The 26,416-nt window shown below is 72.0% G+C and carries 26 protein-coding genes; 20 read left to right on the top strand and 6 right to left on the bottom strand.

The window, feature by feature from the left end:
* Positions 1 to 55 precede the first annotated feature (55 nt).
* The 15 genes from ABZ953_RS02320 (at position 56) to ABZ953_RS02250 (ending at position 15,983) form a co-directional block, all read left to right on the top strand.
* Positions 56 to 1,135, top strand: a complete 1,080-nt coding sequence (locus ABZ953_RS02320) for a nitronate monooxygenase (RefSeq protein WP_361715270.1) — start codon at positions 56 to 58, stop codon at positions 1,133 to 1,135.
* A complete protein-coding gene (locus ABZ953_RS02315) occupies positions 1,132 to 1,875 on the top strand; it encodes a 16S rRNA (uracil(1498)-N(3))-methyltransferase (RefSeq protein WP_361715267.1) in 744 nt (247 codons plus the stop codon). Before ABZ953_RS02320 ends, ABZ953_RS02315 begins: the two co-directional genes overlap by 4 nt.
* Before the next feature lie 19 nt (positions 1,876 to 1,894).
* Complete coding sequence (locus ABZ953_RS02310) at positions 1,895 to 2,287, top strand: VOC family protein (protein ID WP_361715264.1); 393 nt, start codon at positions 1,895 to 1,897, stop codon at positions 2,285 to 2,287.
* A gap of 127 nt (positions 2,288 to 2,414) precedes the next feature.
* Positions 2,415 to 3,008 carry a hypothetical protein gene (locus tag ABZ953_RS02305; protein WP_361715261.1) on the top strand — a complete coding sequence of 198 codons (594 nt, stop codon included), beginning with the start codon at positions 2,415 to 2,417 and terminating at the stop codon, positions 3,006 to 3,008.
* 46 nt (positions 3,009 to 3,054) lie between these two features.
* On the top strand, positions 3,055 to 6,282 hold the full coding sequence (locus ABZ953_RS02300; protein WP_361715258.1) for a S41 family peptidase: 3,228 nt from the start codon (positions 3,055 to 3,057) through the stop codon (positions 6,280 to 6,282).
* 69 nt (positions 6,283 to 6,351) lie between these two features.
* Complete coding sequence (locus ABZ953_RS02295) at positions 6,352 to 6,705, top strand: histidine triad nucleotide-binding protein (RefSeq protein ID WP_361715255.1); 354 nt, start codon at positions 6,352 to 6,354, stop codon at positions 6,703 to 6,705.
* 15 nt (positions 6,706 to 6,720) lie between these two features.
* Positions 6,721 to 7,626, top strand: a complete 906-nt coding sequence (locus ABZ953_RS02290) for a ribonuclease Z (RefSeq protein WP_361715252.1) — start codon at positions 6,721 to 6,723, stop codon at positions 7,624 to 7,626.
* 73 nt (positions 7,627 to 7,699) lie between these two features.
* On the top strand, positions 7,700 to 8,701 hold the full coding sequence (locus tag ABZ953_RS02285; RefSeq protein WP_361715249.1) for an adenosine deaminase: 1,002 nt from the start codon (positions 7,700 to 7,702) through the stop codon (positions 8,699 to 8,701).
* Between the two features lie 153 nt (positions 8,702 to 8,854).
* A complete protein-coding gene (locus ABZ953_RS02280; protein ID WP_361715246.1) occupies positions 8,855 to 10,045 on the top strand; it encodes a macrolide family glycosyltransferase in 1,191 nt (396 codons plus the stop codon).
* Positions 10,046 to 10,198: 153 nt separating this feature from the next.
* A complete protein-coding gene (locus ABZ953_RS02275) occupies positions 10,199 to 11,503 on the top strand; it encodes a glucarate dehydratase family protein (RefSeq protein ID WP_361715243.1) in 1,305 nt (434 codons plus the stop codon).
* A gap of 23 nt (positions 11,504 to 11,526) precedes the next feature.
* Positions 11,527 to 12,630, top strand: a complete 1,104-nt coding sequence (locus ABZ953_RS02270; protein WP_361715240.1) for a PfkB family carbohydrate kinase — start codon at positions 11,527 to 11,529, stop codon at positions 12,628 to 12,630.
* Between the two features lie 164 nt (positions 12,631 to 12,794).
* Positions 12,795 to 13,811: a PhoH family protein gene (locus ABZ953_RS02265; protein WP_361715237.1), complete on the top strand. Its 1,017-nt coding sequence runs from the start codon at positions 12,795 to 12,797 to the stop codon at positions 13,809 to 13,811.
* Positions 13,812 to 13,823: 12 nt separating this feature from the next.
* Positions 13,824 to 14,318: an rRNA maturation RNase YbeY gene (ybeY, locus tag ABZ953_RS02260; RefSeq protein WP_361715234.1), complete on the top strand. Its 495-nt coding sequence runs from the start codon at positions 13,824 to 13,826 to the stop codon at positions 14,316 to 14,318.
* Between the two features lie 4 nt (positions 14,319 to 14,322).
* Entirely contained in the window at positions 14,323 to 15,630 is a 1,308-nt protein-coding gene (locus tag ABZ953_RS02255; RefSeq protein WP_361715231.1) for a hemolysin family protein, read from the top strand.
* Complete coding sequence (locus ABZ953_RS02250) at positions 15,627 to 15,983, top strand: MmcQ/YjbR family DNA-binding protein (protein WP_361715228.1); 357 nt, start codon at positions 15,627 to 15,629, stop codon at positions 15,981 to 15,983. The genes ABZ953_RS02255 and ABZ953_RS02250 overlap by 4 nt, the downstream gene beginning before the upstream one ends.
* A gap of 203 nt (positions 15,984 to 16,186) precedes the next feature.
* On the opposite strand, the gene ABZ953_RS02245 is transcribed toward ABZ953_RS02250, so the two are convergent.
* A complete protein-coding gene (locus tag ABZ953_RS02245) occupies positions 16,187 to 16,318 on the bottom strand; it encodes a hypothetical protein (RefSeq protein WP_361715225.1) in 132 nt (43 codons plus the stop codon).
* A 421-nt stretch (positions 16,319 to 16,739) separates the two neighbouring features.
* Here ABZ953_RS02245 and ABZ953_RS02240 point away from each other — a divergent pair, with 421 nt between their 5' ends.
* Positions 16,740 to 17,639, top strand: coding sequence for a helix-turn-helix transcriptional regulator (locus ABZ953_RS02240; RefSeq protein ID WP_361715222.1), 900 nt, complete (start codon positions 16,740 to 16,742; stop codon positions 17,637 to 17,639).
* A 154-nt stretch (positions 17,640 to 17,793) separates the two neighbouring features.
* The gene (locus ABZ953_RS02235; protein WP_361715219.1) at positions 17,794 to 18,006 is read left to right on the top strand and encodes a DUF397 domain-containing protein; all 213 of its coding nucleotides are present in this window, start codon (positions 17,794 to 17,796) and stop codon (positions 18,004 to 18,006) included.
* Between the two features lie 34 nt (positions 18,007 to 18,040).
* Here ABZ953_RS02235 and ABZ953_RS02230 read toward each other — a convergent pair whose 3' ends face one another.
* On the bottom strand, positions 18,041 to 19,468 hold the full coding sequence (locus tag ABZ953_RS02230; protein WP_361715216.1) for an MFS transporter: 1,428 nt from the start codon (positions 19,466 to 19,468) through the stop codon (positions 18,041 to 18,043).
* A gap of 190 nt (positions 19,469 to 19,658) precedes the next feature.
* Here ABZ953_RS02230 and ABZ953_RS02225 point away from each other — a divergent pair, with 190 nt between their 5' ends.
* Both ABZ953_RS02225 and ABZ953_RS02220 read left to right on the top strand, forming a co-directional pair.
* Positions 19,659 to 20,486 carry a helix-turn-helix transcriptional regulator gene (locus ABZ953_RS02225; RefSeq protein WP_361715667.1) on the top strand — a complete coding sequence of 276 codons (828 nt, stop codon included), beginning with the start codon at positions 19,659 to 19,661 and terminating at the stop codon, positions 20,484 to 20,486.
* Between the two features lie 26 nt (positions 20,487 to 20,512).
* Positions 20,513 to 20,866, top strand: coding sequence for a cytidine deaminase (locus ABZ953_RS02220; protein ID WP_361715213.1), 354 nt, complete (start codon positions 20,513 to 20,515; stop codon positions 20,864 to 20,866).
* A 65-nt stretch (positions 20,867 to 20,931) separates the two neighbouring features.
* Here ABZ953_RS02220 and ABZ953_RS02215 read toward each other — a convergent pair whose 3' ends face one another.
* On the bottom strand, positions 20,932 to 21,270 hold the full coding sequence (locus ABZ953_RS02215) for a P-II family nitrogen regulator (protein ID WP_361715210.1): 339 nt from the start codon (positions 21,268 to 21,270) through the stop codon (positions 20,932 to 20,934).
* A complete protein-coding gene (locus ABZ953_RS02210) occupies positions 21,267 to 22,565 on the bottom strand; it encodes an ammonium transporter (protein ID WP_361715207.1) in 1,299 nt (432 codons plus the stop codon). Before ABZ953_RS02210 ends, ABZ953_RS02215 begins: the two co-directional genes overlap by 4 nt.
* Positions 22,566 to 22,762: 197 nt before the next feature.
* Between ABZ953_RS02210 and era the strand changes: the two genes are divergently transcribed.
* Entirely contained in the window at positions 22,763 to 23,716 is a 954-nt protein-coding gene (era, locus tag ABZ953_RS02205) for a GTPase Era (RefSeq protein WP_361715204.1), read from the top strand.
* Between the two features lie 16 nt (positions 23,717 to 23,732).
* Here era and ABZ953_RS02200 read toward each other — a convergent pair whose 3' ends face one another.
* Complete coding sequence (locus ABZ953_RS02200; RefSeq protein WP_361715201.1) at positions 23,733 to 24,971, bottom strand: MFS transporter; 1,239 nt, start codon at positions 24,969 to 24,971, stop codon at positions 23,733 to 23,735.
* Complete coding sequence (locus ABZ953_RS02195) at positions 24,968 to 26,338, bottom strand: GH1 family beta-glucosidase (RefSeq protein ID WP_361715198.1); 1,371 nt, start codon at positions 26,336 to 26,338, stop codon at positions 24,968 to 24,970. The genes ABZ953_RS02200 and ABZ953_RS02195 overlap by 4 nt, the downstream gene beginning before the upstream one ends.
* Positions 26,339 to 26,416 lie beyond the last annotated feature (78 nt).

Below are 26,416 nucleotides of genomic sequence, written 5' to 3'. Positions count from 1 at the left end.
GGCGTAACGCCGGGTGCGGTTCGGGGCCGTGTGAGGGGCGTGGCACGATGCGTGCATGTCCTCCGCACTGACCGATCTCTGCCGCCATCCGATCGTGCAGGCCCCCATGGCGGGCGGTGCCTCCGGCCCGCAGTTGGCCGCGACTGTCGCCGAAGCCGGTGGGCTCGGGTTTCTCGCCGCCGGGTACAAGACCGCCGACGGGATGTACCAGGAGATCAAACAGGTGCGGGGGCTGACCTCGCGCCCCTTCGGCGTCAATCTCTTCATGCCGCAGCCCGACTCCGCCGACCCCGCGGCCATCGAGGTCTACCGCAATCAGCTCGCGGGCGAGGCGACCTGGTACGAGACGCAGCTCGGCGACCCGGACAGCGGGCGTGACGACGGGTATGACGCCAAGCTCGCGATCCTGCTCGACGACCCCGTGCCGCTCGTCTCCTTCACCTTCGGCTGCCCCACGCGCGACGTCCTCGACGCCTTCGCGCGCGTCAGTACCATGACCGTCGTCACCGTCACCACGGCCGAAGAGGCCCAGGCCGCGCAGTGGGCCGGTGCCGACGCGGTGTGTGTGCAGGGCATCGAGGCGGGGGGCCATCAGGGCACCCACCGGGACAACCCCGAGACCGACGCCGCCGGGATCGGGCTGCTCTCCCTGATCACGCAGGTCCGCGAGACCGTGCAGATTCCGCTCGTCGCCGCCGGCGGGCTGATGCGGGGCGCGCAGATCGCCGCCGTCCTCGCGGCAGGCGCGGACGCGGCACAGCTCGGCACCGCGTTCCTGGTCACCCCCGAGTCGGGCGCGAACCCCCTGCACAAGCAGGCCATGACCAATCCGCTGTTCGTGCGGACCGAGCTGACCCGGGCGTTCTCCGGGCGCCCGGCGCGCGGCCTCGTCAACCGTTTCATGCGCGAGCACGGCCCCTACGCCCCCGCCGCCTACCCGCAGGTCCACCACCTCACCAGCAGCCTGCGCAAGGCCGCGGCGAAGGCCGGGGACGCGCAGGCCATGGCGCTCTGGGCCGGGCAGGGCCACCGGCTCGCCCGGGAACTGCCCGCCGGACAGCTCGTCGAGGTGCTCGCCGCCGAGCTGGCCGAGGCGAGGGCGAAGACGGCGTCGTCATCGGAGGGCGAGGCGTGACCGCCCCTGTCTTCGTCGTCGAGGCCTTCACCGCGGGCGCCGACAGGCATTACGTGTTGGATGGGTCCGAGGGGCGGCACGCCGTCTCCGTGAAGCGGCTGCACGCCGGTGAGGACGTCGTGCTGACCGACGGCGCCGGGCGCTGGGCGCGGGGCGTGGTCCTCGGCACCGAGGGCAAGGACCGCCTTGTGCTCGACCTGGACTCCGTGACCGAGGAGGCGGCGGAATCGCCTCGTATCACCGTCGTCCAGGCCCTGCCCAAGGGCGACCGCGGTGAACTGGCCGTGGAGACCATGACGGAGACCGGCGTCGACGCCGTCGTGCCGTGGACCGCCTCGCGCTGCATCACGCAGTGGAAGGGCGACCGCGGCCTCAAGGCGCTCGCCAAGTGGCGGGCCACCGCGCGCGAGGCGGGCAAGCAGTCGCGCCGGGTCCGCTTCCCCGAGATCGCCGACGCCGCGTCGACCAAGCAGGTCGCCGCCCTCCTCGCGGACGCCGACTTCGCGGCCGTCCTGCACGAGGAGGGCAGCAGCGAGCCCCTGGCCACCGCGGAACTCCCGGAAGCCGGGCACATCGTGCTGGTGGTCGGGCCCGAGGGGGGCGTCTCGCCGGACGAGTTGGCGGCCTTCGGCGGGGCGGGCGCGAAGCCGTACCGCCTTGGGCGCAGTGTGTTGCGTACGTCGACGGCCGGGACCGCGGCGACCGCGCTGCTCCTCGGCCGCACCGGCCGCTGGTCCTGACACCCCAACGGAGGACGCCTTGGAACTCGCTCAAGTCCGGCTGCTCGTCACGGACTTTCCCGCCTGCTACCGCTTCTACGGTGAGGTCCTCGGCCTCAAGCCCCAGTCGGGCGCCGAGGAAGGACCGTACGAGAAGTTCAGCCCCGCCGCGGGCTCCGCGGGCATCGCGCTGCAGGACCGGGCGATGATGGCCGGGCTGCTCGGCGAGGTGGCCGGGTCGGTGGCCGGACACCGCTCACTGGTGGTGCTGCGGGTCGACGACCTGGACGCGTACTGCGCGGAGATCATCGACCGGGGCGCCGAGCTCACCCACGGCCCCGCGCCGCTGACGGACCGCATGCGGGTGGCCCATCTCAAGGACCCCGAGGGGAACCTGGTGGAGCTTCAGGAGTGGCTGCTGCTGCGCGCCTGACGGCGGCCCCGGACCGGGGCGGACCGACCCGGCGCGTCGCGGATGGCCGCAAGCGGTCTACCGCACCGGGGTGTGCGGTGGCACTCTGCCGCCTATGGGGGCATTGAGACGGGTACGCGGCCGGTCCGTGGCGACACGGCGTACGACTTCGTTGTACGCCGTCGCACTCGTCGGCGCCGCCGCGCTCGGCGTCACCGCGTGCGACCCCGTGGACGGGGAGATGAACACCTCCGCGGTCGCGCTCACCACCGACGAGATGGGGACGAAAGAGCTGGAGCGGCAGCACGCCGACGTGGCGTGGCTCAGCTGTACCGCCAGTTTCGGCGACAGGGTGACACCGCGCGGCAGGTCCGCGTCGTCCGACGCGGTGGCCGAGGTGGACTGCCAGGGCGAGACCGACGGCGGCAAGGACATCACCATCAAGGGCAGGGTCCGCTCCGTGGTCGACGGGAACTGCGTCCGCGGCAGCCTCACCGCGCGGGTGGGCGGCAAGCAGTGGTTCCGCGTCGACGTGCTGGGCAACTGCGACGCGGACGACGGCAATGGGGACGACGGCGATGGGGATGGGGGAGGGGGCGGCAAGCCGTCGGATCCGGCCTCCTCGCACCGGCCGCCGCCCTCCCACGAACAGCCCCGCCCCGGACCCACCACCACCGTCACCGTGACCGTCACCGCGGACCCACCGCCCGGACCGACCTGCAACTGCCTGCCCGGCAAGTGATCCAAACCGCTGTCGGCCGGCTCGGCGGCTGCCTAGGGTGGACGTCGTGACAGAGGCAGCGCACACCGCATATCTCCGGTTCCCGCACATCCACGGCGAGTTGACCACCTTCACGGCCGAGGACGACGTCTGGGTCGCACCCCTCGACGGGGGGCGGGCCTGGCGGGTCAGCGCCGACAACATGCCCGTCAACCACCCACGGATATCCCCGGACGGCACGACCGTCGCCTGGACCTCCACCCGCGACGGAGCCCCAGAGGTACACGTCGCGCCTCTGGACGGCGGTCCTTCCAAGCGCCTCACCTACTGGGGGAGTTGGCAGACCGCCGTGCGCGGCTGGACGCCGGAGGGCCAGGTCCTCGCGGTCAGCACGGAGGGACAGGCCTCGCTGCGCCGCTCCTGGGCGCGGGCCGTGCCGCTCGACGGCGGCCCCGCGGCCACCCTGCCGTACGGCATCGTCGGCGACGTGGCGCACGGGCCCGACGGGCAGGTCCTGCTGCTCTCGGCCCCGATGGGCCGCGAGGCCGCCCGGTGGAAGCGGTACCGGGGCGGCACCGCGGGGAAGCTGTGGATCCGGCGGCCGGACGGGGACGAAGTGACACCCTTCGTACGCGTCCACGAAGAGCTGGACGGGAACATCGAGTACCCGCTCTGGGTGGACGGCCGCATCGCCTTCCTCAGTGACCACGAGGGGGTGGGCGCCCTCTACTCCTCGCTGCCCGACGGCTCCGACCTGCGCGGACACACCCCGGTCGACGGGTTCTACGCGCGCCACGCTGCCACCGACGGCACCCGCGTCGTCTACGCGTCGGCCGGTGAACTCTGGCTCCTCGACGACCTGGCGGAGGCCGAGCCGCGCCGCCTGGACATCCGCCTGGGCGGCCAGCGCACCGATCTGCAGCCGCATCCCGTCGCCGCGGCCCGCTGGTTCGGCGCCGCCGCGCCCGACCACACCGGACGCGGCAGCGCCGTCTCCGTGCGCGGCTCCGTGCACTGGATCACGCACCGCGAAGGACCGTCCCGCGCGCTCGCCGCCGAGCACGGGGTGCGCGCCCGGCTGCCCCGCACCTTCCGCGTGGCGGGCGAGGAACACGTCGTGTGGGTCACGGACGCGGAGGGCGACGAGGCCCTGGAGTTCGCGCCCGCCACCGGGCCCGCGCCCGGCGCCACGCCCCGCCGCCTCGCCGCGGGACAGCTCGGCCGGGTCCTCGCGCTCGCCATGTCCCCCGACGGCTCCCGCGCCGCCGTCGCCTCGCACGACGGCCGGGTCCTGCTCGTCGAGCGGGAGAGCGGCGAGGTCCGCGAGGTCGACCGCAGCGACGACGGCGACGCCACCGGGCTCGTCTTCTCGCCCGACTCCGCCTGGCTCGCCTGGTCGCACCCCGGCCCCCGGCCGCTGCGCCAGCTCAAGCTCGCCAACACCGCCGACCTGTCGGTGTCCGAGGCGACCCCGCTGCGCTTCCGCGACTACGCGCCCGCGTTCACCCTCGACGGCAAGCACCTCGCCTTCCTCTCCGCGCGCGCCTTCGACCCGGTCTACGACGCGCACGTCTTCGACCTCGCCTTCGTCGGCGGCTCCCGGCCGTACCTGATCACGCTCGCCGCGACCACGCCCTCGCCCTTCGGCCCGCAGCGGCACGGCAGGCCCTTCGAGGCGCAGGACGGCGCGGGCGCCGAGACGCCGGACAGCGAGGGCGCGCCCGTCACCCGCATCGACTTCGACGGACTCGCCGACCGCATCGTCCCGTTCCCCGTCGAGGCCGCCCGCTACAGCACGCTGCGCGCCGCCAAGGACGGCCTGCTCTGGCTGCGCCACCCGGTGCGCGGCGTGCTCGGCGCCTCCCGGGCCACCCCGCACGACCCCGACCCGAAGACCGAACTGGAGCGGTACGACTTCGCCCAGCACCGCGTCGAGGAACTGGCCGCGGACGCCGACCACTTCGCCGTCACCGGCGACGGCAAGCGGGTCCTGCTGTGGACCGACGGCAAGCTGAAGGTCGTCCCCGGCGACCGGCGCGCCTCCGGCGACGAGGACAGCGACTCGAACATCACCGTCGACCTCTCCCGCGTCCGGCACACCGTCGACCCGGCCGCCGAGTGGCGCCAGATGTACGACGAGACGGGCCGCCTCATGCGGGACAACTTCTGGCGGCCCGACATGGGCGGCGTCGACTGGGACGCCGTCCTGGAGCGCTACCGCCCCGTCCTCGCCCGCGTCGCCACCCACGACGACCTCGTCGACCTGCTGTGGGAGGTGCACGGCGAGCTCGGCACCTCGCACGCCTACGTCGTCCCCGGCGCCTCGGGCACCGCCCACCGGCAGGGGCTCCTCGGCGCGGACCTCTCGCGCGGCGCGGACGGCCTGTGGCGCATCGACCGGATTCTCCCCTCGGAGACCTCCGACCCGTCCGCGCAGTCGCCGCTCGCCGCGCCCGGCGTCGCGGTCCGTCCCGGTGACGCGGTCGTCGAGGTGGGCGGCAGGACCGTCGACCCGGTCACAGGCCCGGGACCGCTGCTCGTGGGCACCGCGGACAAGCCCGTCGAGCTGACGATCTCGCCGGCCGGCGGCGGCGACGCGCGGCACGCCGTGGTGATCCCCGTCGACGACGAGGAGCCGCTGCGCTACCACGCCTGGGTCGCCGACCGGCGGGCGTACGTCCATGAACGCTCGGGCGGCCGCCTCGGCTACCTCCACGTGCCCGACATGCAGGCCCCCGGCTGGGCGCAGATCCACCGCGACCTGCGCGTCGAGGTGGCCCGCGAGGGGCTGGTCGTGGACGTCAGGGAGAACCGCGGCGGGCACACCTCGCAGCTCGTCGTGGAGAAGCTGGCGCGCCGCGTCGTCGGCTGGGACCTGCCCCGGGGCTCGCGACCCCTCAGCTACCCCGCGGACGCGCCGCGCGGCCCCGTCGTCGCCGTCGCCAACGAGTTCTCCGGATCCGACGGCGACATCGTCAACGCGGCGATCAGGGCGCTCGGCATCGGGCCCGTGGTGGGCACGCGCACGTGGGGCGGCGTGGTCGGCATCGACAGCCGCTTCCACCTCGTCGACGGGACGCTGGTGACGCAGCCGAAGTACGCGTTCTGGCTGGAGGGCGAGGAGTGGCGCGTCGAGAACCACGGCGTCGATCCCGACGTGGAGGTCGTCACCACTCCGGACGACTACGCGGCGGGCCGCGACCCGCAGTTGGACGAGGCGATCCGCCTTGCCCTCGCCGCGCTCGCGGAGCACCCGGCGAAGGCGGCGCCGGACCTGCCGGGCGCGAGGCCCTAGTCCCGGCTCCTCGGCACGGGGCCGATAGCATGCCGAACGTACTGATGGTTCCGTTCTAGGAGGCGGCCCATGGCGGGCGAAGCGCAAAGCGACTGCCTGTTCTGCAAGATCGTCGCGGGCGACGTACCGGCGACCGTCGTGCGGGAGACCGAGACGACCGTGGCCTTCCGCGACATCAACCCGCAGGCGCCGACCCACGTCCTGGTGATCCCCAAGGTCCACCACCCGGACGCCGCGTCGCTGGCCGCCGCCGAGCCGCGGATCGCCGCGGACGTGCTGCGGGAGGCGGGCGAGGTCGCCGCTCAGGAGAAGGCCGACAGCTACCGCATCGTCTTCAACACCGGCACCGGCGCGGGCCAGACCGTCTTCCACGCGCACGCGCACGTCCTGGGCGGCCGCGGCCTCCAGTGGCCCCCCGGATAGCGGAGCCGACCCCTCTTGTCCGTACGAGAACTGGTGGTGCTCGGCACCGCCAGCCAGGTCCCGACCCGGCACCGCAACCACAACGGCTACGTCCTGCTCTGGGACGGCCAGGGCATCATGTTCGACCCCGGCGAGGGCACGCAGCGACAGATGCTGCGCGCCGGGGTCGCCGCCCACGACCTGCACCGCCTCTGCGTCACGCACTTCCACGGCGACCACAGCCTGGGCCTCGCCGGGGTGATCCAGCGCATCAACCTCGACCGCGTCCCGCACCCCGTCACCGCCCACTACCCGGCCTCGGGCGAGCACTTCTTCGAGCGCCTGCGGTACGCGACGGCCTACCGCGAGACGGTGCGCCTCACGCAGGCGCCGGTCGCCGCGGACGGGCCGCTTGCCGTCACCCCCTCGTACACCCTCGACGCGCGGAAGCTCTCCCACCCGGTGGAGTCCTACGGCTACCGCGTCACCGAGCCCGACGGTCGCCGGATGCTGCCGCGCCTGCTCGCCGAGCACGGCATCGCGGGCCCCGACGTCGGGCGGCTCCAGAAGGAGGGCGGCCTCGGTGGCGTGACGCTCGACGAGGTCAGCGAGGTGCGGCGCGGGCAGCGCTTCGCCTTCGTGATGGACACCCGGCTCTGCGACGGCGTGTACGCGCTCGCCGAGGGCTGCGACATGCTCGTCATCGAGTCGACCTTCCTCGACGAGGACGAACAACTCGCCACCGACCACGGCCACTTGACCGCGGGCCAGGCCGCCCGCGTGGCGACCGGCGCCGGCGTGCGCCACCTCGTGCTGACCCACTTCAGCCAGCGCTACCCCGACCCGTCCGCCTACGAGCGGCAGGCCCGCGCCGCCGGTTTCGACGGCGAACTCACCATCGCCCGCGACCTGACCCGCGTCCCCCTGCCCAAGCGGAACTGAACGCCCAAGCGGAACTGAACGCCCCAGCGGAACTGAACCACTCTCCCCCCCCCGAACTGAGCGAGACCGCACCATGCCGATCCCCAAGGCCGAACTCCACCTCCACATCGAAGGCACCCTCGAACCCGAGCTCGCCTTCGCGCTCGCCGAGCGCAACGGCGTCGAACTGCCCTACGCCGACACCGAAGAGCTCCGCAAGGCCTACCTCTTCGACGACCTCCAGACCTTCCTGAACCTCTACTACCGCCTGATGGCCGTGCTGCGCACCGAGGCCGACTTCGAGGAGCTCGCGGACGCCTACCTCGCCCGCGCCGCCGAACAGGGCGTACGGCACGCGGAGATCTTCTTCGACCCGCAGGCGCACACGGCGCGCGGCATCCCCATCGGCACCGTCGTCGAGGGCCTCTGCCGCGCGCTCGACCGCAGCGAGGAGCGGCACGGCATCTCCACGCGGCTCATCATGTGCTTCCTGCGCGACCAGTCCGCCGACTCCGCCCTGGAGACCCTGACGGCCGCCGAGCCCCACCTCCACCGCATCATCGGCATCGGCCTCGACTCGGCCGAGGTCGGCCACCCGCCCGCCAAGTTCCAAAAGGTGTACGAGGCGGCCGCCGCCCGCGGCCTGCGGCTCGTCGCCCACGCGGGTGAGGAGGGCCCGCCCGCGTACATCACGGAGGCCCTTGACGTCCTGCGCGTCGAGCGCATCGACCACGGGCTGCGCTGCATGGAGGACCCGCAGCTGGTGGAGCGCCTGGTCCGCGACCGCGTGCCGCTCACGCTCTGCCCGCTGTCGAACGTGCGGCTGCGCGCCATCGACGTGCTGGAGGACCACCCGCTGGCCCGGATGCTCGACGCCGGTCTGATGTGCACGGTCAACTCCGACGACCCGGCCTACTTCGGCGGGTACGTCGACGACACCTTCCACGCGGTGCGCGAGGCCCTCGGGCTCGACCAGGAGCGCCTCCGCACGCTCGCGCGGAACTCCTTCGAGGCGTCCTTCCTGGACCGGGACGCGGCGGACGAGGCGCTGCGGGCGCGGTACCTCGCCGAGGTCGAGGCTTATTCGTTCGACTGACGGCCGGGTGACGGGTTACGGTCCCGTCCATGGACACCATCGCGCAGATCTACGGCTGACACGGCCCTCTGGCCCCCGCCCGCCCCTTTCCGGGGCCGTGGCGGCGGGCCGTCGTGTCCACACCCGTAGCTTTCTGTACGCGAAGGAACTCTCATGTCATCCCGACGTCTCTCCCGTCGCCGCGCCCACATCGCCATGATCGGCGTCCCGATGGTCAGCCATGTGCTGCCCACTCTTGAGGTCATCCGTGAACTGGTGGCGCGCGGCCATCGCGTGACGTACGCCAACGACCCGGCCACCGCGGGGCTGATCGAACCCACGGGCGCCGAACTCGTCCCGTACGACTCGACGCTCCCGTTCCGCGACAACATCTGGCCCGAGGACCCGATCGAGGCCAGCGCGCTCTTCCTCGACGAAGCGGTGGCGCTGCTTCCGCGGCTCCACGCGGCGTACGACGGCGACCCCGCCGACCTGTACCTGTACGACATCGGCGCGTACGTCGCCCGTGCGCTCGCCGAGGCGCAGGGCAGGCCGCTCGTCCAGCTGTCGCCGACCTTCGTCGCCTGGGGCAGCTACCAGGAGGACGTCGGCGCGGCCGTGGCCCAACTGCCGGGCGCCGACGTCCTTGAGGCCCGCTTCAAGGAGTGGCTCGCCGGGAGCGGGGCCACCACGCTGGACGTCGGGGAATTCTCCGGCGTGCCGCCGCGGGCCCTCGCCACCATCCCGCGGGCCATGCAGCCGCACGCCGACACCGTCGACGCCGACCGGGTCGACTTCGTCGGGCCCTGCTTCGGCGACCGTGCGCGGAAGGAGAGCTGGGCGCGGCCCGAGGGCGCCGAGAAAGTGCTCCTGGTCTCGCTCGGCTCGGCGTACACCGTGCAGCCGGAGTTCTACCGGAGTTGCGTGGCCGCGTTCGGTGACCTTCCCGGCTGGCACGTCGTGCTGCAGATCGGCAAGCACGTGGATCCCGCGGAGCTCGGTGCCGACCTCCCGGCGAACGTCGAAGTCTGCTCCTGGGCGCCGCAGTTGGCGATCCTGGAGCAGGCCGACGCGTTCGTCACCCATGCGGGCATGGGGAGCAGCTCCGAGGGGCTCTTCTGCGGTGTCCCGATGATCGCGGTGCCGCAGGGCGCGGAGCAGCCGATGAACGCGGACCGGCTGGTGGAGCTCGGCGTCGCGCGGCGCGTCGACACGGGGGCCGCCACGGCGGACGTCCTGCGGGACGCGCTGCTGGCGCTGACCTCGGACCCCGAGGTGGCGCGCAGGTCCGCCGAGTTGAAGGCGGAGGCGCGTGCGGCGGGCGGTGCGCGGCGGGCGGCGGATCTGATCGAGGCGGAACTCTGACGGTGCGCTGACGGGGGCGGTGATGCGGCTGCGGGGCCGCTGTGGCTGGTCGCGCCGTTCCCCGCGCCCCTTTCGCGGTTCCCCGAGCCCCTTATGGGGCTCGGGGAACCGTCCCATTGACGGCGCTCGTTCGCGTATTTAGTCTCCGTTCTCATGTATGGACAGCGCTCCGGCAGCCTCGTCATCACTGATGTTCGTCTCACGCCCGTCCTCGTCGCCGATCCGCCGCTTCTCAACACCCAGGGCGTTCACCAGCCCTATACGCCCCGCCTGATCATTGAGGTGGTCACCGCGGGTGGGGTGACCGGCATAGGGGAGACGTACGGGGACTCGAAGTACCTGGAGCTCGCCCGGCCGTTCGCCGGGCGGCTCGTCGGGCACGACGTGTCCGATCTGAACGGGCTGTTCACACTTGCGGACGACGTGGCCGTCGACGCCGCACGGATCGACGCATCCGTGGACGTCGGCGGCCTGCGCGGCGTGCAGACCGCCGACAAGCTGCGGCTCTCCGTCGTCTCCGGGTTCGAGGTCGCGTGCCTGGACGCGCTCGGCAAGTCGCTCGGGCTGCCTGTGCACGCGCTGCTCGGCGGCAAGGTGCGCGACGCCGTCGAGTACAGCGCGTACCTGTTCTACAAGTGGGCCGCCCACCCCGGTGCCGAGGGCGCCGACTCCTGGGGGGAGGCCCTGGATCCCGCCGGGATCGTCGCCCAGGCCCGGCTCTTCACCGAGCGCCACGGCTTCACCTCCTTCAAGCTCAAGGGCGGCGTCTTCCCGCCGGACGAGGAGGTCGCCGCGATCCGCGCCCTGGCCGAGGCGTTCCCCGGACTGCCGCTGCGTCTCGACCCCAACGGCGCCTGGTCCGTGGAGACGTCGCTGAAGGTCGCTGCCGACCTCGGCGACGTCCTTGAGTACCTGGAGGACCCGGCGCTCGGCACGCCCGCGATGGCGGCGGTCGCCGCGGGCACGCGCGTGCCGCTCGCCACCAACATGTGCGTGACGACCTTCGAGGAGATACCGGAGGCCTTCGCGAAGAAGGCGGTCCAGGTGGTGCTCTGCGACCACCACTACTGGGGCGGGCTGCGGCGCACCCGTGAACTGGCCGCGGTGTGCCGGACGTTCGGCGTGAGCGTGTCGATGCACTCCAACACACACCTGGGGATCAGCCTGGCCGCGATGACGCACGTGGCGGCCACCGTGCCAGGACTCGACCACGCCTGCGACGCGCACTACCCGTGGCAGGCCGAGGACGTGCTGACCTCGCGGCTGCGGTTCGTGGACGGCAAGGTAGCCGTCACCGACGCCCCCGGCCTCGGCGTCGAGCTCGACCGGGTGGCGCTCGCGGCGCTGCACGCGCGCTGGCTCGACGACGACTTCCGCGCGCTGCGGGAGCGGGACGACGCGGCGGCGATGCGGGTGGCCGACCCCGCGTGGGAGACCCCGTCCGTGCCGCGCTGGTAGGGCCCGTCCGTTACGTTGCCTGCATGGTCGTACCCGTAAAGCCCACCATCGACCCGCTGAAGGCGGCCCGCAGAGCCGGTGATCCGGACTGCGACGTCTACCTCACCGGCACGGTCTTCCTCGACATCATCTTCACCGGGCTCGACTCCGCGCCCGTGCGCGGGACCGAGTCCTGGGCGCGCGGCATGGGGTCGAGCCCAGGAGGCGTCGCCAACATGGCGACCGCGCTCGCCCGGCTCGGCCTGCACACGTCGCTCGCCGCCGCCTTCGGGGACGACCACTACGGGGAGTACTGCTGGGACGCCCTCGAACAGGGCGAGGGCATCGACCTCACGCCGTCGCGGACCGTGCCCGGCTGGCACTCGCCGGTGACGGTCTCCATGGCGTACGAGGGCGAACGCACCATGGTCAGCCACGGCCACGAGCCGCCGCCGGACGCCGGCGCGCCGGACGGGGGCGCCCCGTCCTGCCCGCCACGCGCGCGTGCCGCCGTCGCCTCGCTGACGCCCGGCACCCAGGCCCCCTGGATCGCGCAGGCCGCCCGGAGCGGCACGCGGATCTTCGCCGACGTCGGGTGGGACGACACCGGGCGGTGGGACCTCGCGGGCCTCGCCGACCTGGCGCACTGCGAGGCGTTCCTGCCGAACGCGGAGGAGGCGATGCGCTACACGCGCACCTCGTGCCCGCGGGCCGCGGCGCGCGCGCTCACCGAGCACGTGCCGCTGGCCGTGGTGACGCTGGGCGCGGAGGGCGCGTACGCGGTGGACGGGCGGACCGGCGAGACCGCCGAGGTCCCGGCCATCGCGGTCGAGGCGCTCGACCCGACCGGGGCGGGCGACGTCTTCGTCGCGGGCTTCGTCATGGGGACGCTCGCGGAGTGGCCGCTTGCGGACCGGCTCGCCTTCGCGGGCCTGACGGCGGCGCTCTCCGTCCAGGAGTTCGGCGGGTCCCTCTCGGCGCCCGGGTGGGCGGAGGTGGGGGCCTGGTGGCGCCGGGTGCGGGAGGTCGAGGACCAGGATCCGCTGGCCCTGCGCAGGTACGCCTTCCTGGACGGCCTGCTTCCGTCGGCGACCCGCCCGTGGCCGCTGCGGCGGGCGGTGCCCACCATCGGGTTCAGGTCGGCGTAGCGGTGGGCGTGGCCGTGGGCGGCGGGGGAGGGGCGTGCGGGCGGGTCCGCCGCGAAAAGTCCTACGGGCGACAGGGTGGCCCGTCGTACTCTTGAGGCAGCAAGGCTGTCACGCGGCCACCAAGCCCCGCACGAGGAGGATGAGCAGGCCTTCAGAGCCGGCCCATGACTCAGACACCCACGACTCACACCGACGCGCAGAAGCAGGCCCGAGCCCACTTCACCGTTCCCGCCAGCCATCCGATGGTGACGGTGCTCGGCTCCGGCGACGCCCTGCTGCGGGTGATCGAGAAGGCCTTCCCGGCGGCCGACATCCATGTCCGGGGAAATGAGATCAGCGCCGTGGGCGACGCCCACGAAGTCGCTCTCATCCAACGCCTGTTCGACGAGATGATGCTCGTGCTCCGCACCGGGCAGCCGATGACGGAGGACGCAGTGGAACGCTCGATCGCCATGCTGAGGGCGGACGAGAACGGCAACGGCGCGGAGGAGACCCCCGCCGAGGTCCTCACGCAGAACATCCTCTCGTCCCGCGGCCGGACCATCCGCCCCAAGACCCTCAACCAGAAGCGGTACGTCGACGCGATCGACAAGCACACCATCGTCTTCGGGATCGGCCCCGCCGGTACGGGCAAGACGTACCTCGCCATGGCCAAGGCCGTGCAGGCGTTGCAGTCCAAGCAGGTCAACCGCATCATCCTGACCCGGCCCGCGGTCGAGGCGGGCGAGCGGCTCGGCTTCCTGCCCGGGACGCTCTACGAGAAGATCGACCCGTACCTGCGCCCGCTCTACGACGCCCTGCACGACATGCTTGACCCGGACTCCATCCCGCGCCTCATGGCGGCAGGGACGATCGAGGTCGCCCCGCTCGCGTACATGCGCGGCAGGACGCTGAACGACGCGTTCATCATCCTCGACGAGGCGCAGAACACCAGCGCCGAGCAGATGAAGATGTTCCTCACCCGCCTCGGCTTCGAGTCGAAGATCGTCATCACCGGTGACGTCACCCAGGTCGACCTGCCGGGCGGCACGAAGAGCGGCCTGCGCGAGGTGCAGCGCATCCTGGACGGCGTGGAGGACATCCACTTCTCGCGGCTCACGTCGCACGATGTGGTCCGGCACAAGCTGGTCGGCCGTATCGTCGACGCGTACGAGAAGCACGACAGCCGCGACGGGAAGTAGACAAGCACCACCATGTCGATCGACGTCAACAACGAATCCGGGACCGCGGTCGACGAGCAGGCGATCCTCGACATCGCCCGCTACGCCCTCGCGCGGATGCGCATCCACCCGCTCTCCGAGCTCTCGGTGATCGTCGTGGACGCCGACGCCATGGAGCAGCTGCACATCCAGTGGATGGACCTGCCGGGCCCGACGGACGTCATGTCCTTCCCGATGGACGAGCTGCGGCCGCCCATGAAGGACGACGAGCCCCCGCAGGGCCTCCTCGGGGACATCGTGCTCTGCCCCGAGGTCGCCACCCAGCAGGGCAAGGACGCCCCGACGCAGCACTCCATGGACGAGGAGCTCCAGCTCCTGACCGTCCACGGAGTGCTGCACCTGCTCGGGTACGACCACGAGGAGCCCGACGAGAAGGCCGAGATGTTCGGTCTGCAGGCCGCGATCGTCGACGGCTGGCGCGCGGAGCAGGGCCTGACCGGGGAGTCCCCGGCGCCCACGGTCTCGTAGCGCCATGAGCCCTCAGATGATCGCCGGTGCCGTGGCCCTCGTGGTCGTGGCCTGGCTCGCCGCGTGCGCCGAGGCGGGCATCGCCCGGGTCTCCAGCTTCCGCGCGGAGGAGGCCGCCCGCTCCGGGCGCCGCGGCAGCGCGAAGCTCGCGCAGGTCGCCGCGGACCCGACCCGCTATCTCAATGTGGCGCTGCTCGTGCGGGTGGTGTGCGAGATGGCCGCGGCGGCCCTGGTGACGTACGCGTGCCTACAGGAGTTCGACGAGACCTGGCAGGCGCTCGCGGTCGCCATCGGTGTGATGGTCCTGGTCAGCTATGTCGCCGTGGGGGTCTCCCCGCGGACCATCGGCCGCCAGCATCCGCTGAACACGGCCACCGCCGCGGCGTACATCCTGCTGCCGCTGGCCCGCGTCATGGGCCCGATCCCGCCCCTGCTGATCCTCATCGGCAACGCGCTCACGCCCGGCAAGGGCTTCCGGCGCGGCCCGTTCGCCTCCGAGGCCGAGCTGCGCGCGATGGTGGACCTCGCCGAGAAGGAGTCGCTCATCGAGGACGAGGAGCGGCGCATGGTCCACTCCGTCTTCGAGCTCGGCGACACGCTCGTACGCGAAGTCATGGTGCCCCGCACCGACTTGATCGCCATCGAGCGCTTCAAGACCATCCGCCAGGCGCTCACCCTCGCGCTGCGCTCCGGCTTCTCGCGCATCCCCGTGACGGGGGAGAGCGAGGACGACGTCGTCGGCATGGTGTACCTGAAGGACCTGGCCCGCAAGACGCACATCAACCGCGACAGCGAGTCCGACCTGGTGTCGACGGCGATGCGCCCCGCGACCTTCGTGCCCGACACGAAGAACGCCGGTGACCTGCTGCGCGAGATGCAGCAGGAGCGCAATCACGTGGCCGTCGTGATCGACGAGTACGGCGGTACGGCGGGCATCGTCACCATCGAGGACATCCTGGAGGAGATCGTCGGCGAGATCACCGACGAGTACGACCGCGAGCTGCCGCCCGTCGAGGAGCTGGCCGACGGCTGCTACCGCGTGACGGCACGGCTCGACATCGGCGACCTGGGCGAGCTCTTCGGGTTCGACGAGTTCGACGACGAGGACGTGGAGACCGTGGGCGGTCTGCTCGCCAAGCAGCTGGGGCGCGTGCCGATCGCGGGCGCCTCAGCGGTCGTGCCGCTGCCCGACGAGCGGGAGCTGAAGCTCACCGCGGAGTCCGCGGCGGGCCGCCGCAACCGCATCATGACGGTGCTCGTGGAGCCCGTCGCGGCCGACGGCGACGAGGCGAAGGCCCGGGAGTCCGCGTGACGCCCGAACGGCTGCGTGCCTTCTGCCTCTCCTTCAACGGTGTGGTGGAGGAGTTCCCGTTCACCCCGGAGACCTCGGTCTTCAAGGTGGCCGGGAAGATGTTCGCGCTCACGGCCCTCGACGGACGTCCCCTCACCGTCAACCTCAAGTGTGAGCCGGACATCGCCGACCGGCTGCGGGCCGCGCACCCGGAGATCGTGCCGGGCTGGCACATGAACAAGCGCCACTGGAACACGGTCACGGTCGACGCGGGACTCGCCGACCGGCAGGTCAGGGAGCTCATCGAGGACTCGTACGACTTGGTGGTCGCGGGCCTGCCGCGGGCGGAGCGGCTGCGGCTCGATCGGCCCTGAGAGCGTGCGCGGTCCGGGGTGCACCCCGCAGAGTGTCCCAACAGCCCCTCGCCATCGGGGTGGTGGGGCGGGCAGAATGGGGTGACAGGCGGATCCGAAACGCTCCCACTCCGGGCTGCCGGCCAAGGGAACTCGGAGTGGAAACGTCGTGCGATGGCGTCCGCCGCAGCTGGTCCCGGCCTCAGGCCGGGGCCAGTTTCCTTTTACACGTGGGGCAGGACCCACTTGTCGATGATCTCCTGGACCAGCGCCAGGAGGCTCACCCACGGGGCCGCCAGAGCGACCCGGTCGGCCCACGTGCGGGTGGTGCGGCGCCCGTCAGGCTTCTCGGCCATCGGGCTGTACTCCTTCCTGGTTCCACGCGAGTCGTGGATACCGCGGCGAGCCACGAACGGGTGGCGCCAGGAAGGGGGAACTGACGGTGGACGGCACTCGATGGTGTGGGTCCGTGCCGTACCGGTTCCGTTCTCAACCTCCTTGCGGCGGTGGTCAGTTGAGCAGGCAACCCTCTGCTATATCGTAGCCTGGAGGATGCGACATGGGTAGTGCCGACGGGCACGTCGCTCATCGAGGGCTCGCCAAGTGCGATATAGCTATCCGGCAACTGTCGACCTCGGGCCGTCGCTCCGGTTGCGTGCCCATGGGGCTCGGGGTCTCCTGACAGTGGCGTGAACTGTCGTCCCGAAAGGTCTCGATGAGTAAGCTGCTAGTCTGCTATGTTGCACCTCGCACCGTCCGGTCGGAGGTGAAGCCATCATGAGCGCGCCAAGTGCGGCACTGCAGCGGCTGCGGCTGCGCGCAGAGCTCCGAAAGGCGCGGACCGTCGCGCGCCTCACACAGCGGCAGGTCGCCGCGAAAATGGAGTGGAGCCCCTCCAAGCTGATCCGGATCGAGGCCGGTGAGGTCGGCGTCTCGGTCAACGATCTGCGGCCCCTCCTGGATGCGTACGGGATCCGGGACCGCCGCAAGATCGAGGAGCTCCTCGACCTCGCCCGGGGCAGCAGGAAGATGCCGTACACCGAGTACCGCGACCTGTACAGCAAGGAGTTCCTGCAGTTCCTCGCCCTGGAGTCGTCGGCGTCGATCGTCCGCGTGTACAACTCCCTCCAGGTTCCGGGTCCTTTGCAGACCGAGGAGTACGGACGCGCCATCATGCGGGCGTACGACAAGGGGGTCGCCGACGAGGTGATCGAGCGCGCCGTCGAGGTGCGCCTCTCCCGCCAGGACATGCTGACGTCGGGCGAACGCGAGGTGTTCTACATCCTCGACGAGGCGGTCCTGCGCCGCCAGGTCGGCGGACGCGGCGTCATGCGCGCCCAGTTGGAGCGGCTCGCGGAGCTGGCGGCCCTGCCGAAGTTCACCATCCAGATCCTGCCGTTCAGCGTCGGCGGTCACCCCGGTGTCCAGGGGCCTTTCACGCTCTTCGAGTTCGAGGCGGACGAGATGCCGGACTCGCTCTATCTGGAGAACCCACGCGGCGATTCGTACAGCACCAGCGCGCCCGAGGAGAGCGGGCGTTACCTGGAGAGGTTCTGGGAGCTGGAGGACCTCGCCATCAAGGAGCGCACCGTGGACATCCTCAAGGCGCTGGCGGCGAGGGCCGAAGAAGGGAGCGACGACCTGATGAGGCTCCTGGCGCCCGCCGAAGCGGCTTGACGCCCCGTCAATCACGCCTGTACCACAGGACCTTGGCGCGATTCCGGTCGTTCAGATATGGATGACGCGCCGTTATCCTGGAAGAGGTGCTACGTCCCTCTGCACCAGCCGTGCTGGGCCGGCTGGCCTTCCGCACCCGGGGTGGAGGAGAAGCGTGGTCAGCACATGGGGATGGCGCAAGAGCAGCGCGAGCGGGGCTCCCAACGACGACTGTGTGGAGATCGCCTGGACCGGTGAGACGGTCCTGATCCGCGACTCCGCGCGCCCCCGGGGCGCGGTGGTCGCGGTGGGCCCGGACACCTGGGGCGTCTTCCTCTCCTCGGTCGTCCGCCCCGCGGCGCGTGACGTGACGGCGGCCCGGCCCTGACGGGGCCGGGCCGACCCGCACCGGTTCGCCGGGCTCACGCGCGCTTGCGTCCGCCGAGCCCCACCGCCACCGCGGCCGCCGCCGCGAGGACCACCGCCGCGTCGATCGCGAGAACCGTCCGCGTGCCCGTCAGAAGGTCCTGGCCCGTCGTCGCGAGGACACCGAGCACCGGGATGCCGATGGTGAGGCCCACCTGCTGGGTGGAGGTGACCAGGCCGGTGGCCAGGCCCTGCTCCTCGTCGGGCACGCCCGAGGTGACCGTCACGCCGTACGAGACGATCGAGCCCAGGTGGAACATGCTCGCCACCGACACCGCGGCCGTGGCGAGCCACACCGACCAGCCGCCCTCGCCGATGCCGAGCAGCACCGCCCCGAGCAGGCCCTGACCCGCCAGCGAGCCGACCAGCGTTCGGCGGGCGCCGAAGCGGCCGATGACCCGGGGCGCGTACACCCCGGCGACCACCGAGAGGACGCCCTGCACGCCGAAGACCAGACCGGTCTCGAAGGCCGAGAGGCGCAGGACCTCCTGGAAGTAGAGGGTGAGGACGAAGACGACCGTCGACATCATCGAGAACGTGACCAGGCCGCCGAGATTGCCCCACGCCACCGTGCGGCGGCGCAGCATGGGCAGCGAGACGAGCGGCGATGCGGCGCGCGACTCGACGTATCCGAAGGCCGCGAGCAGGAGCACGCCCGCCGCCAGCGTGCCGATGACGTCCGTGCCGCCGAAGCCGCGCTGGGCCGCCGTGGAGAGGGCGTAGATCAGGGCGAGCAGGCCGCCGGTGACCGTCACGGCACCCGGGATGTCCAGGCGCGGGCGGTCCGGGGTGCGCGACTCGGGCAGCAGTCCGGGCGCGAGCGGCAGCACGATCAGCGCGAAGAGGGTCAGCAGGCCCATGGTGGAGCGCCAGCCGAGGGTGTCGGTCAGTACGCCGCCGAGCACCATGCCGACCGTGAAGCCGAGCGAGAGCAGCGTGCCGGAGATGCCGAGCGCCCGGTCGCGCTGCGGGCCCTCGGGGAACGTGGTCGTCAGGAGTGACATGCCGGTCGGCACGATCGCCGCCGCGCCCATGCCCTGCAGCGCGCGCCCGGTCAGGAACGACACCGGGTCCCACGCGAAGGTGGCGAGCAGCGAGGCCAGGCCGAAGAGCGCGAGGCCCGCGAGGAACAGCTTGCGGCGCCCGAAGAGGTCGCCGGTCCTGCCGAAGAGGAGCAGGAAGCCCCCCGACGGCAGCGCGAAGGCGGTCACCGCCCATTGCAGTGCGGAGTGGCTCATGCCGAGGTCGGGGCCGAGCGCGGGCAGTGCCACGTTCAGTACGGAGAAGTCCAGCGCGACCATGAACTGCGCGGCGCAGAGCACGAACAGGACGAGCTTGTCGCGGGTGGAGAGCTTGGGGTCCTGCTGTCGGGGCGCCGGTGGGGCGGCCTGGGGGGACGGGGCAGTGGTGGTGTCGATCGCCATGGTCAAGAGCTTGCGTCGGCCGGAATAGACGTGGGGAGCGGGAACTTATGCTGGTGGTCGGAACACCAGTCAGGGCTTGGGGGAGCGCCACATGGCAGCGGCAGCGGCAGCGTCGGGCACGGCAGCGGTTACGGAGTCGGACACGGGCTCCTCCAAGGCGCGTCGCCTCGGGGAGCTCAGGGAGTTCCTGATGAGCCGCCGCGCACGGGTCAGCCCCTCGGAGGCCGGGCTACCGGACGGCGGGGCCCGCCGTCGCACGCCGGGGCTGCGCCGCGAAGAGGTCGCCGTGCTCGCCGGGGTCGGGGCGTCCTGGTACCAGTGGCTGGAGCAGGGGCGCGACATCTCCGTGTCGCCGCAGGTCCTGGACTCCGTGGCGCGGGTCCTGAAGCTGAGCAGCGCGGAGCGGCGCCATCTGTACGTGCTGTCCGGGCTCAACCCGCCCGCGCCCGAGGTCGCGCAGACCGACTGGGGCATGTGCGAGGGGCTGAACCGGCTCATCGACACGTGGATGCCGTATCCGGCGCACATCATGGACGCGTACTGGAACTGCGTCATGTACAACGACGCGGCCGCGTCCGTGCTCGGCATGCGCTCGGAGACCGCCGACAACTGTCTGCTCACCTTCTTCACCGACACCATCTACCGTGCCCGCGCGACGAGTTGGGGGGCCAACGCCCCGCAGATCGTGGCGATGTACCGGGCCGCGTGCTCGGAGCACCCCGACGACGACGGCTTCGCCGCGGTGATCGCCGCGGCGAAGGCGGTGAGTCCGGAGTTCGGGGAGCTGTGGGAGCGGCGGGACATCCTGCCCGGCGGGCAGGTCGCCAAGGAGATCGAGCACCCGGTCGTGGGGGCGCTGTTCCTGGAGTCGACGCAGCTGAAGGTGCCGGCCAGGCCCGACCTCACGATCGTGCTGCACACGCCGCTGCCGGATGCCGAGGTGGACACGGCGGGGAAGCTGGCGTGGCTCGCCTCGCCCGAGGGGCGCCGGGGATCGATGTATCCGGTGGCGATGTAGCGGGGCGTGCTCCGTATGCTCGGACCATGACTGAGAGCGCCGCGCTGGACCCCGAGGACCGCAAGATCGTCACCCTGGCCCGTTCCGCACGGGCCCGCAACGGTGTGCCCGAGGGGGCGGCCGTGCGGGACGAGACGGGTCGTACGTATGTGGCGGGGACCGTTGCCCTCGACTCGCTCCAGCTCTCCGCGCTGCGGACCGCGGTGGCGATGGCCGTGGCGTCCGGGGCGGAGTCGCTGGAGGCGGCGGCGGTCGTCTCCGACGGGGTGCGGGTCGGCGCGGAGGATCTGGCGGCGGTGCGGGATCTCGGCGGGGCCGGGACGCCGGTGTTTCTGGCGGGGGTGGACGGGGAGGTCCGCGAGCGGGTGGCGGCGGTCTGAGGCCCACCCCCGGGGCTCCGCCCCGGACCCCGCTCCTCAAACGCCGGAGGGGCTGCAATCGTCGGTCACACCGCGTCGGGGCCGCGTTCTCCCGTTCGGACCCGGATCACCGATTCCACCGGGACTGCCCAGACCTTGCCGTCGCCGATCTTGCCCGTGTGGGCGGCCCGCACGATCGCGTCGATGACCGGGTCCGCGTCGAGGTCGTCGACGACCACTTCCACCCGGACCTTGGGGACCAGGTCGACCTGGTACTCCGCGCCCCGGTAGACCTCGGTGTGGCCGCGCTGGCGGCCGTATCCGCTGGCCTCGGTGACCGTCAGACCGTGGACGCCGAGTTCCTGGAGCGCCGACTTCACCTCGTCCAGGCGGAACGGCTTGATGACCGCGGTGATCAGCTTCATGCGACGTGGCTCCCCTTCTTGACCGAGGCGGAACCCACGGGGCTCGCCAGGACGCCGTGATCGTAGGCGCTCTCCGCGTGCTGTGTCTGGTCCAGGCCCGTCACCTCGTCCTCGGCGGACGCCCGGAAGCCCATCAGCCTGTCGACGGCCTTCCCGATGCCGTAGGTGACGGAGAACGTGTACGCCGCCACCGCCACGACCGCCACCGTCTGCCGGCCCAGCTGAGCCACGCCGCCGCCGTGGAACAGGCCCTCCGCGCCGTCCGTCATCGTGGCCGTCGCGAACAGGCCGATGAGGAGCGTGCCGATCACACCGCCCACCAGGTGCACGCCGACGACGTCGAGCGAGTCGTCGTAGCCGAGGCGGAACTTCCACGCGACCGCGTACGAGCAGACGACGCCCGCCGCGAGACCGATCACCGCCGCGCCCAGGATGTCCACCACGCCGCACGACGGAGTGATCGCGACCAGGCCCGCGACCGCGCCGGACGCCGCGCCGAACGTGGTGGGGTGGCCGTCGCGCCGCTGTTCCACGAGGAGCCAGCCGAGCAGTCCCGTACATCCGGCGACCAGGGTGTTGAGGAGGGACGCCGCGGCGAGGCCGTTCGCGCCGAGGGCCGAGCCGCCGTTGAAGCCGAGCCAGCCGAACCAGAGCAGGCCCGCGCCCATCAGGACCATGGGGAGGTTGTGCGGGCGCATCGCCTCCTTGCGGAAACCGATGCGCGGGCCGAGGACCAGGCAGAGCGCCAGGCCCGAGGCGCCCGACGCGATCTCCACGACGAGGCCGCCCGCGAAGTCGAGGGCGCCGAGCGAGTCGGCGATCCAGCCGTCGGGGCCCCACACCCAGTGCGCCACGGGAACGTATACGGCGAGGGTCCAGACCGGCACGAAGACCAGCCAGGCCGCGAACTTGGTGCGGTCCGCGATCGCGCCGCTGATCAGCGCCGCCGTGATGACCGCGAAGGTGAGCTGGAAGGTGGTGAAGAGGAGGGTCGGAACCGTGCCGGTGAGGCTGTCCGGGCCGATGCCCGCCATGCCGAGATGGTCGACGCCGCCGATCAGGCCCGCGAACGCGTCGTCGCCGAAGGCCAGCGAGTAGCCCGCGAGCAGCCACACGACGGTCACCAGGGCGATCGCCACGAAGGACATGAGCAGCATGTTCAGGACGCTCTTCGTGCGGACCATGCCGCCGTAGAAGAGGGCGAGGCCCGGCGTCATCAGGAGGACGAGCGCGGTGGCCGCGAGCAGCCAGGCGGTGTCGCCCGTGTCGAGGTGGGGGGCGGCATAGGTCGTCATGGGGGCAGAGCGTCCCGGGCCCGCGTTTCGTAACGGGCACCCGCGGGTTTCGGCCGTGTTTCGTGTCGCGGTGGCGTGTGCGGTGGCGTGTGCGTGGCGTTCGCGGGGGCTCACCGCGCGGGCCCGCGCACCGTATGCCGGGCTCCCACGGGCCGGGCGGTGCGGCGGGGCTCCAGGGATCAGGGACAATGGGCGCCATGAGCGTTCGTACCCCGTCATCAGCCGAGCCGTCCGAGGCCGTCCACCGCGCCGGCTTCGCCTGCTTCGTCGGCCGCCCCAACGCGGGCAAGTCCACCCTTACGAACGCTCTGGTCGGCAAGAAGGTGGCGATCACCGCCGACCAGCCGCAGACGACCCGGCACACGGTGCGCGGCATCGTGCACCGGGCCGACGCGCAGCTGATCCTGGTGGACACCCCGGGGCTGCACAAGCCGCGCACGCTCCTCGGCGAGCGGCTCAACGACATCGTGCGGACGACGTGGGCCGAGGTCGACGTGATCGGTTTCTGTCTGCCCGCGAACGAGAAGCTCGGGCCCGGCGACCGGTTCATCGCCAAGGAGCTCGCCTCCATCAAGAAGACGCCGAAGATCGCGATCGTCACCAAGACCGACCTCGTCGACAGCAAGACCCTCGCCGAGCAGCTCATCGCCATCGACCAGCTCGGCAAGGAGCTCGGCTTCGAGTGGGCCGAGATCGTGCCGGTCTCTGCGGTCGGCGCCCAGCAGGTGGACCTGCTCGCCGATCTGATCGTGCCGCTGCTGCCCGAGGGCCCCGCGCTCTACCCCGAGGGCGACCTCACCGACGAGCCCGAGCAGGTCATGGTCGCCGAGCTGATCCGCGAGGCCGCGCTCGAGGGGGTGCGGGACGAGCTGCCGCACTCCATCGCCGTGGTCGTCGAGGAGATGCTGCCGCGTGAGGACCGGCCCGCGGACAAGCCGCTGCTCGACATCCACGCGTTCGTCTACATCGAGCGGCCCAGCCAGAAGGGGATCATCATCGGCCCCAAGGGCAAGCGGCTGAAGGACGTCGGCATCAAGTCCCGTAAGCAGATCGAGGCGCTGCTGGGTACGCCGGTCTATCTCGACCTGCACGTCAAGGTGGCGAAGGACTGGCAGAGGGACCCCCGTCAGCTTCGCAAGCTCGGGTTCTAAGGCGTTGCGGGGGTGATTACCTCACCCCCCTGATCCGCGTCACAAGCACCGCCCCCGCAAGACCCACCACCGCCGCCGTCAGATACAGCACCCGGTAGCCGCCCAGGTACGTCACGATCGGGGCCGCGAGGGCCGGGGCCGCCACCTGGGGGAGGGAGTTGGCGATGTTGATGACGCCGAGGTCCTTGCCGCGGTCCATGGCCGTGGGCAGGACGTCCGTCATCAGGGCGAAGTCCACCGACGTGAAGACGCCGAAGCCGATGCCGAGCACCGCCGCCGCGACGATCGCGCCCGGCCAGGTCTGCCAGGCGGCGAGCAGCCCGGTCGCCACCGCCATCAGCACCCCCGACCAGATCACGAAGGGCTTGCGGCGGCCGGTCCGGTCCGACCAGGCGCCGCCCACCACGACCGTGGCGAGCATCGTCACGCCGTTCACCGCCGTCAGGATCAGCACGCCCTCGTCCGGGTCGGCGTACTCCAGGCGGTCGCGGAGGAAGTAGAGCAGGTAGAGCAGGACCACCGAGTTGCTGACGTTGATCAGGAACCGGGTCAGCCAGGCCCAGGCCAGGTCGGGGTGGCGGCGCGGGCTCAGCCAGAAACCGGCCAGGAACTCGCGCGGGTTCCACGGCGGCCGTTCGGTGGCCGTCAGGCGCAGGTCGCGGTGGCGTACGACGTAGGGGACCACGCCCACCACGGTGAAGAGCGCGCAGGCCGCGTACCCCGCGACCGTGCCGCCCGCCACCGTCGCGAGCCCCGTTCCGACGACTACGCCGAGCAGTTGCGCCGCCCCGAGCCAGCCGCCCACCGAGCCGCGCTGGGACCGCGGCACCCGGTCCGGCACGGCGGCCGTGACGGCGGCGAAGGCGGCGTTCAGGGTGAGCTGGACCAGGCACCAGCCCGCCGCCATCCACCACACCGAGCCCGCCGCGGAGAGCAGCAGCAGCGAGGCGGCGCCGCCCGCCGTGCCCGCCACGATCCACGGGGTGCGCCGGCCCCACCGGGACGTGGTGCGGTCGGAGAGGGCGCCGAAGAGCGGGTTGGCGGCGAGGGAGACGACGGCGCCGACGCCCGTCACCCAGGCGAGCACCGTCTCCTTGGAGGTGCCCGCGGGGGCCAGGTCCTCCGCCTGCACGGCGAGCAGGATCTGCAGCGGGCCGTACCAGCCCACCCAGATCGCGCCGTTGGCGACCGAAAGACCGGCCGTCCAGCCGCGGCCGACCCGCTCGACCGGCTCCCGCAGCGCGGTGGTGGTCATGGGCGCTGCGCCCGCAGGGCCTCGCGCAGCCAGTGGTACGACGCCTTCGGGGTGCGCTCCTGGGTGGTGTGGTCGACGTGTACGAGGCCGAACCGCTGGCGGTAGCCCTCGGCCCATTCGAAGTTGTCGATCAGGGACCAGACGAAGTAGCCGCGCACGTCGACCCCGGCCTCCAGGGCCCGGTGCAGCGCCCGCAGATGGCCGTCCAGATAGGTGATCCGCTCCTGGTCGTCGAGGCCTTCGTAGGAGCAGCCGTTCTCGGTGATCACGAGGGGCGGCAGCCGGTCGCCGTAGCGGTCGTGGAAGGCGGTGAGCAGTTCGGTGAGGGATTCGGGGACGACCGGCCAGCCGAAGTCGGTGACCGGGTAGCCCTCGATCTCCCGGGGAGAGAAGGGGAGTTCGGGCGGGAGCGTGACGCCGGAGAACTCGGCGGCGGTTCCCTCCGGGGGCGGGGCGCCCACCTTCGTCGGCTGGTAGAAGTTGATCCCGTACCAGTCGAGCGGCTCCGCGATGACCGCAAGATCGGCTGCCAGGTCGTCCGACGGCATCAGTTCGCCGATGCCTTCCGGGTAGCGGCCGAGGAGGAGCGGGTCGGCGAAGAGGCGGTTGAGGAGCAGGTCGTAGAAGTCCGCCGCCGCCGTGTCCTCCTGGGCGGCGGAGGCGGGCCAGGTCGGGCCGTGCGAGTTGGCGATGCCGATGTCGCGGGCACCGGCCGCGCGCAGCGCCCGTACGGCCAGGCCATGGGCGAGGAGCTGGTGGTGGGCGACGGGCAGGGCGTCGAAGAGGAGCCGCTCGCCGGGGGCGTGCTGGCCGAGGGCGTGGCCGAGCAGGGTGTGTTCCGCGGGTTCGTTGAGGGTGATCCACTTCGTGACGCGGTCGCCGATGCGGGCCGCCACCGAGGCCGCGTACTCGGCGAACCGCTCGGCGGTGCACCGCTCAAGCCAGCCGCCCGCCTCCTGGAGGGCCAGCGGGGTGTCCCAGTGGAAGAGGGTGGCGACGGGGCGCACGCCCGCCGTGCACAGCTCGTCGACGAGGCGGTCGTAGAAGTCGAGGCCCGCGGGGTTCAGGGGGCCAGTGCCGGTGGGCTGGACGCGCGGCCAGGAGACCGAGAAGCGGTAGGCGTCCACGCCGAGCTCACGGACGAGCGCGACGTCCTCGCGGTAGCGGTGGTAGTGGTCGCAGGCGACGGCGGCCGTCGAGCCGTCCTTCACGTTCCCCGGCACGGCCGTGAACGCGTCCCAGACCGAGGGGCCGCGCTGGTCTGCGGCGCCCTCGATCTGGTGGGCCGATGTGGAGACGCCCCACAGGAAGCCGTGGGGGAACTGGGGGAACGGTGATCTCGCCGGTGTCGCCGCGCTCGCTGCCATGGGCGGGATCCTCCGTACCGGCGAGTACGGAAGTCAATGGGCGTGCGGGAGAAAGATGAACAAGGCTCAGGTTTTCCC

The organism is Streptomyces sp. NPDC046465 (genome assembly GCF_040646035.1).
Taxonomy (GTDB): Bacteria; Actinomycetota; Actinomycetes; order Streptomycetales; family Streptomycetaceae; genus Streptomyces.
This window is presented reverse-complemented; position numbering and strand designations above follow the sequence as displayed.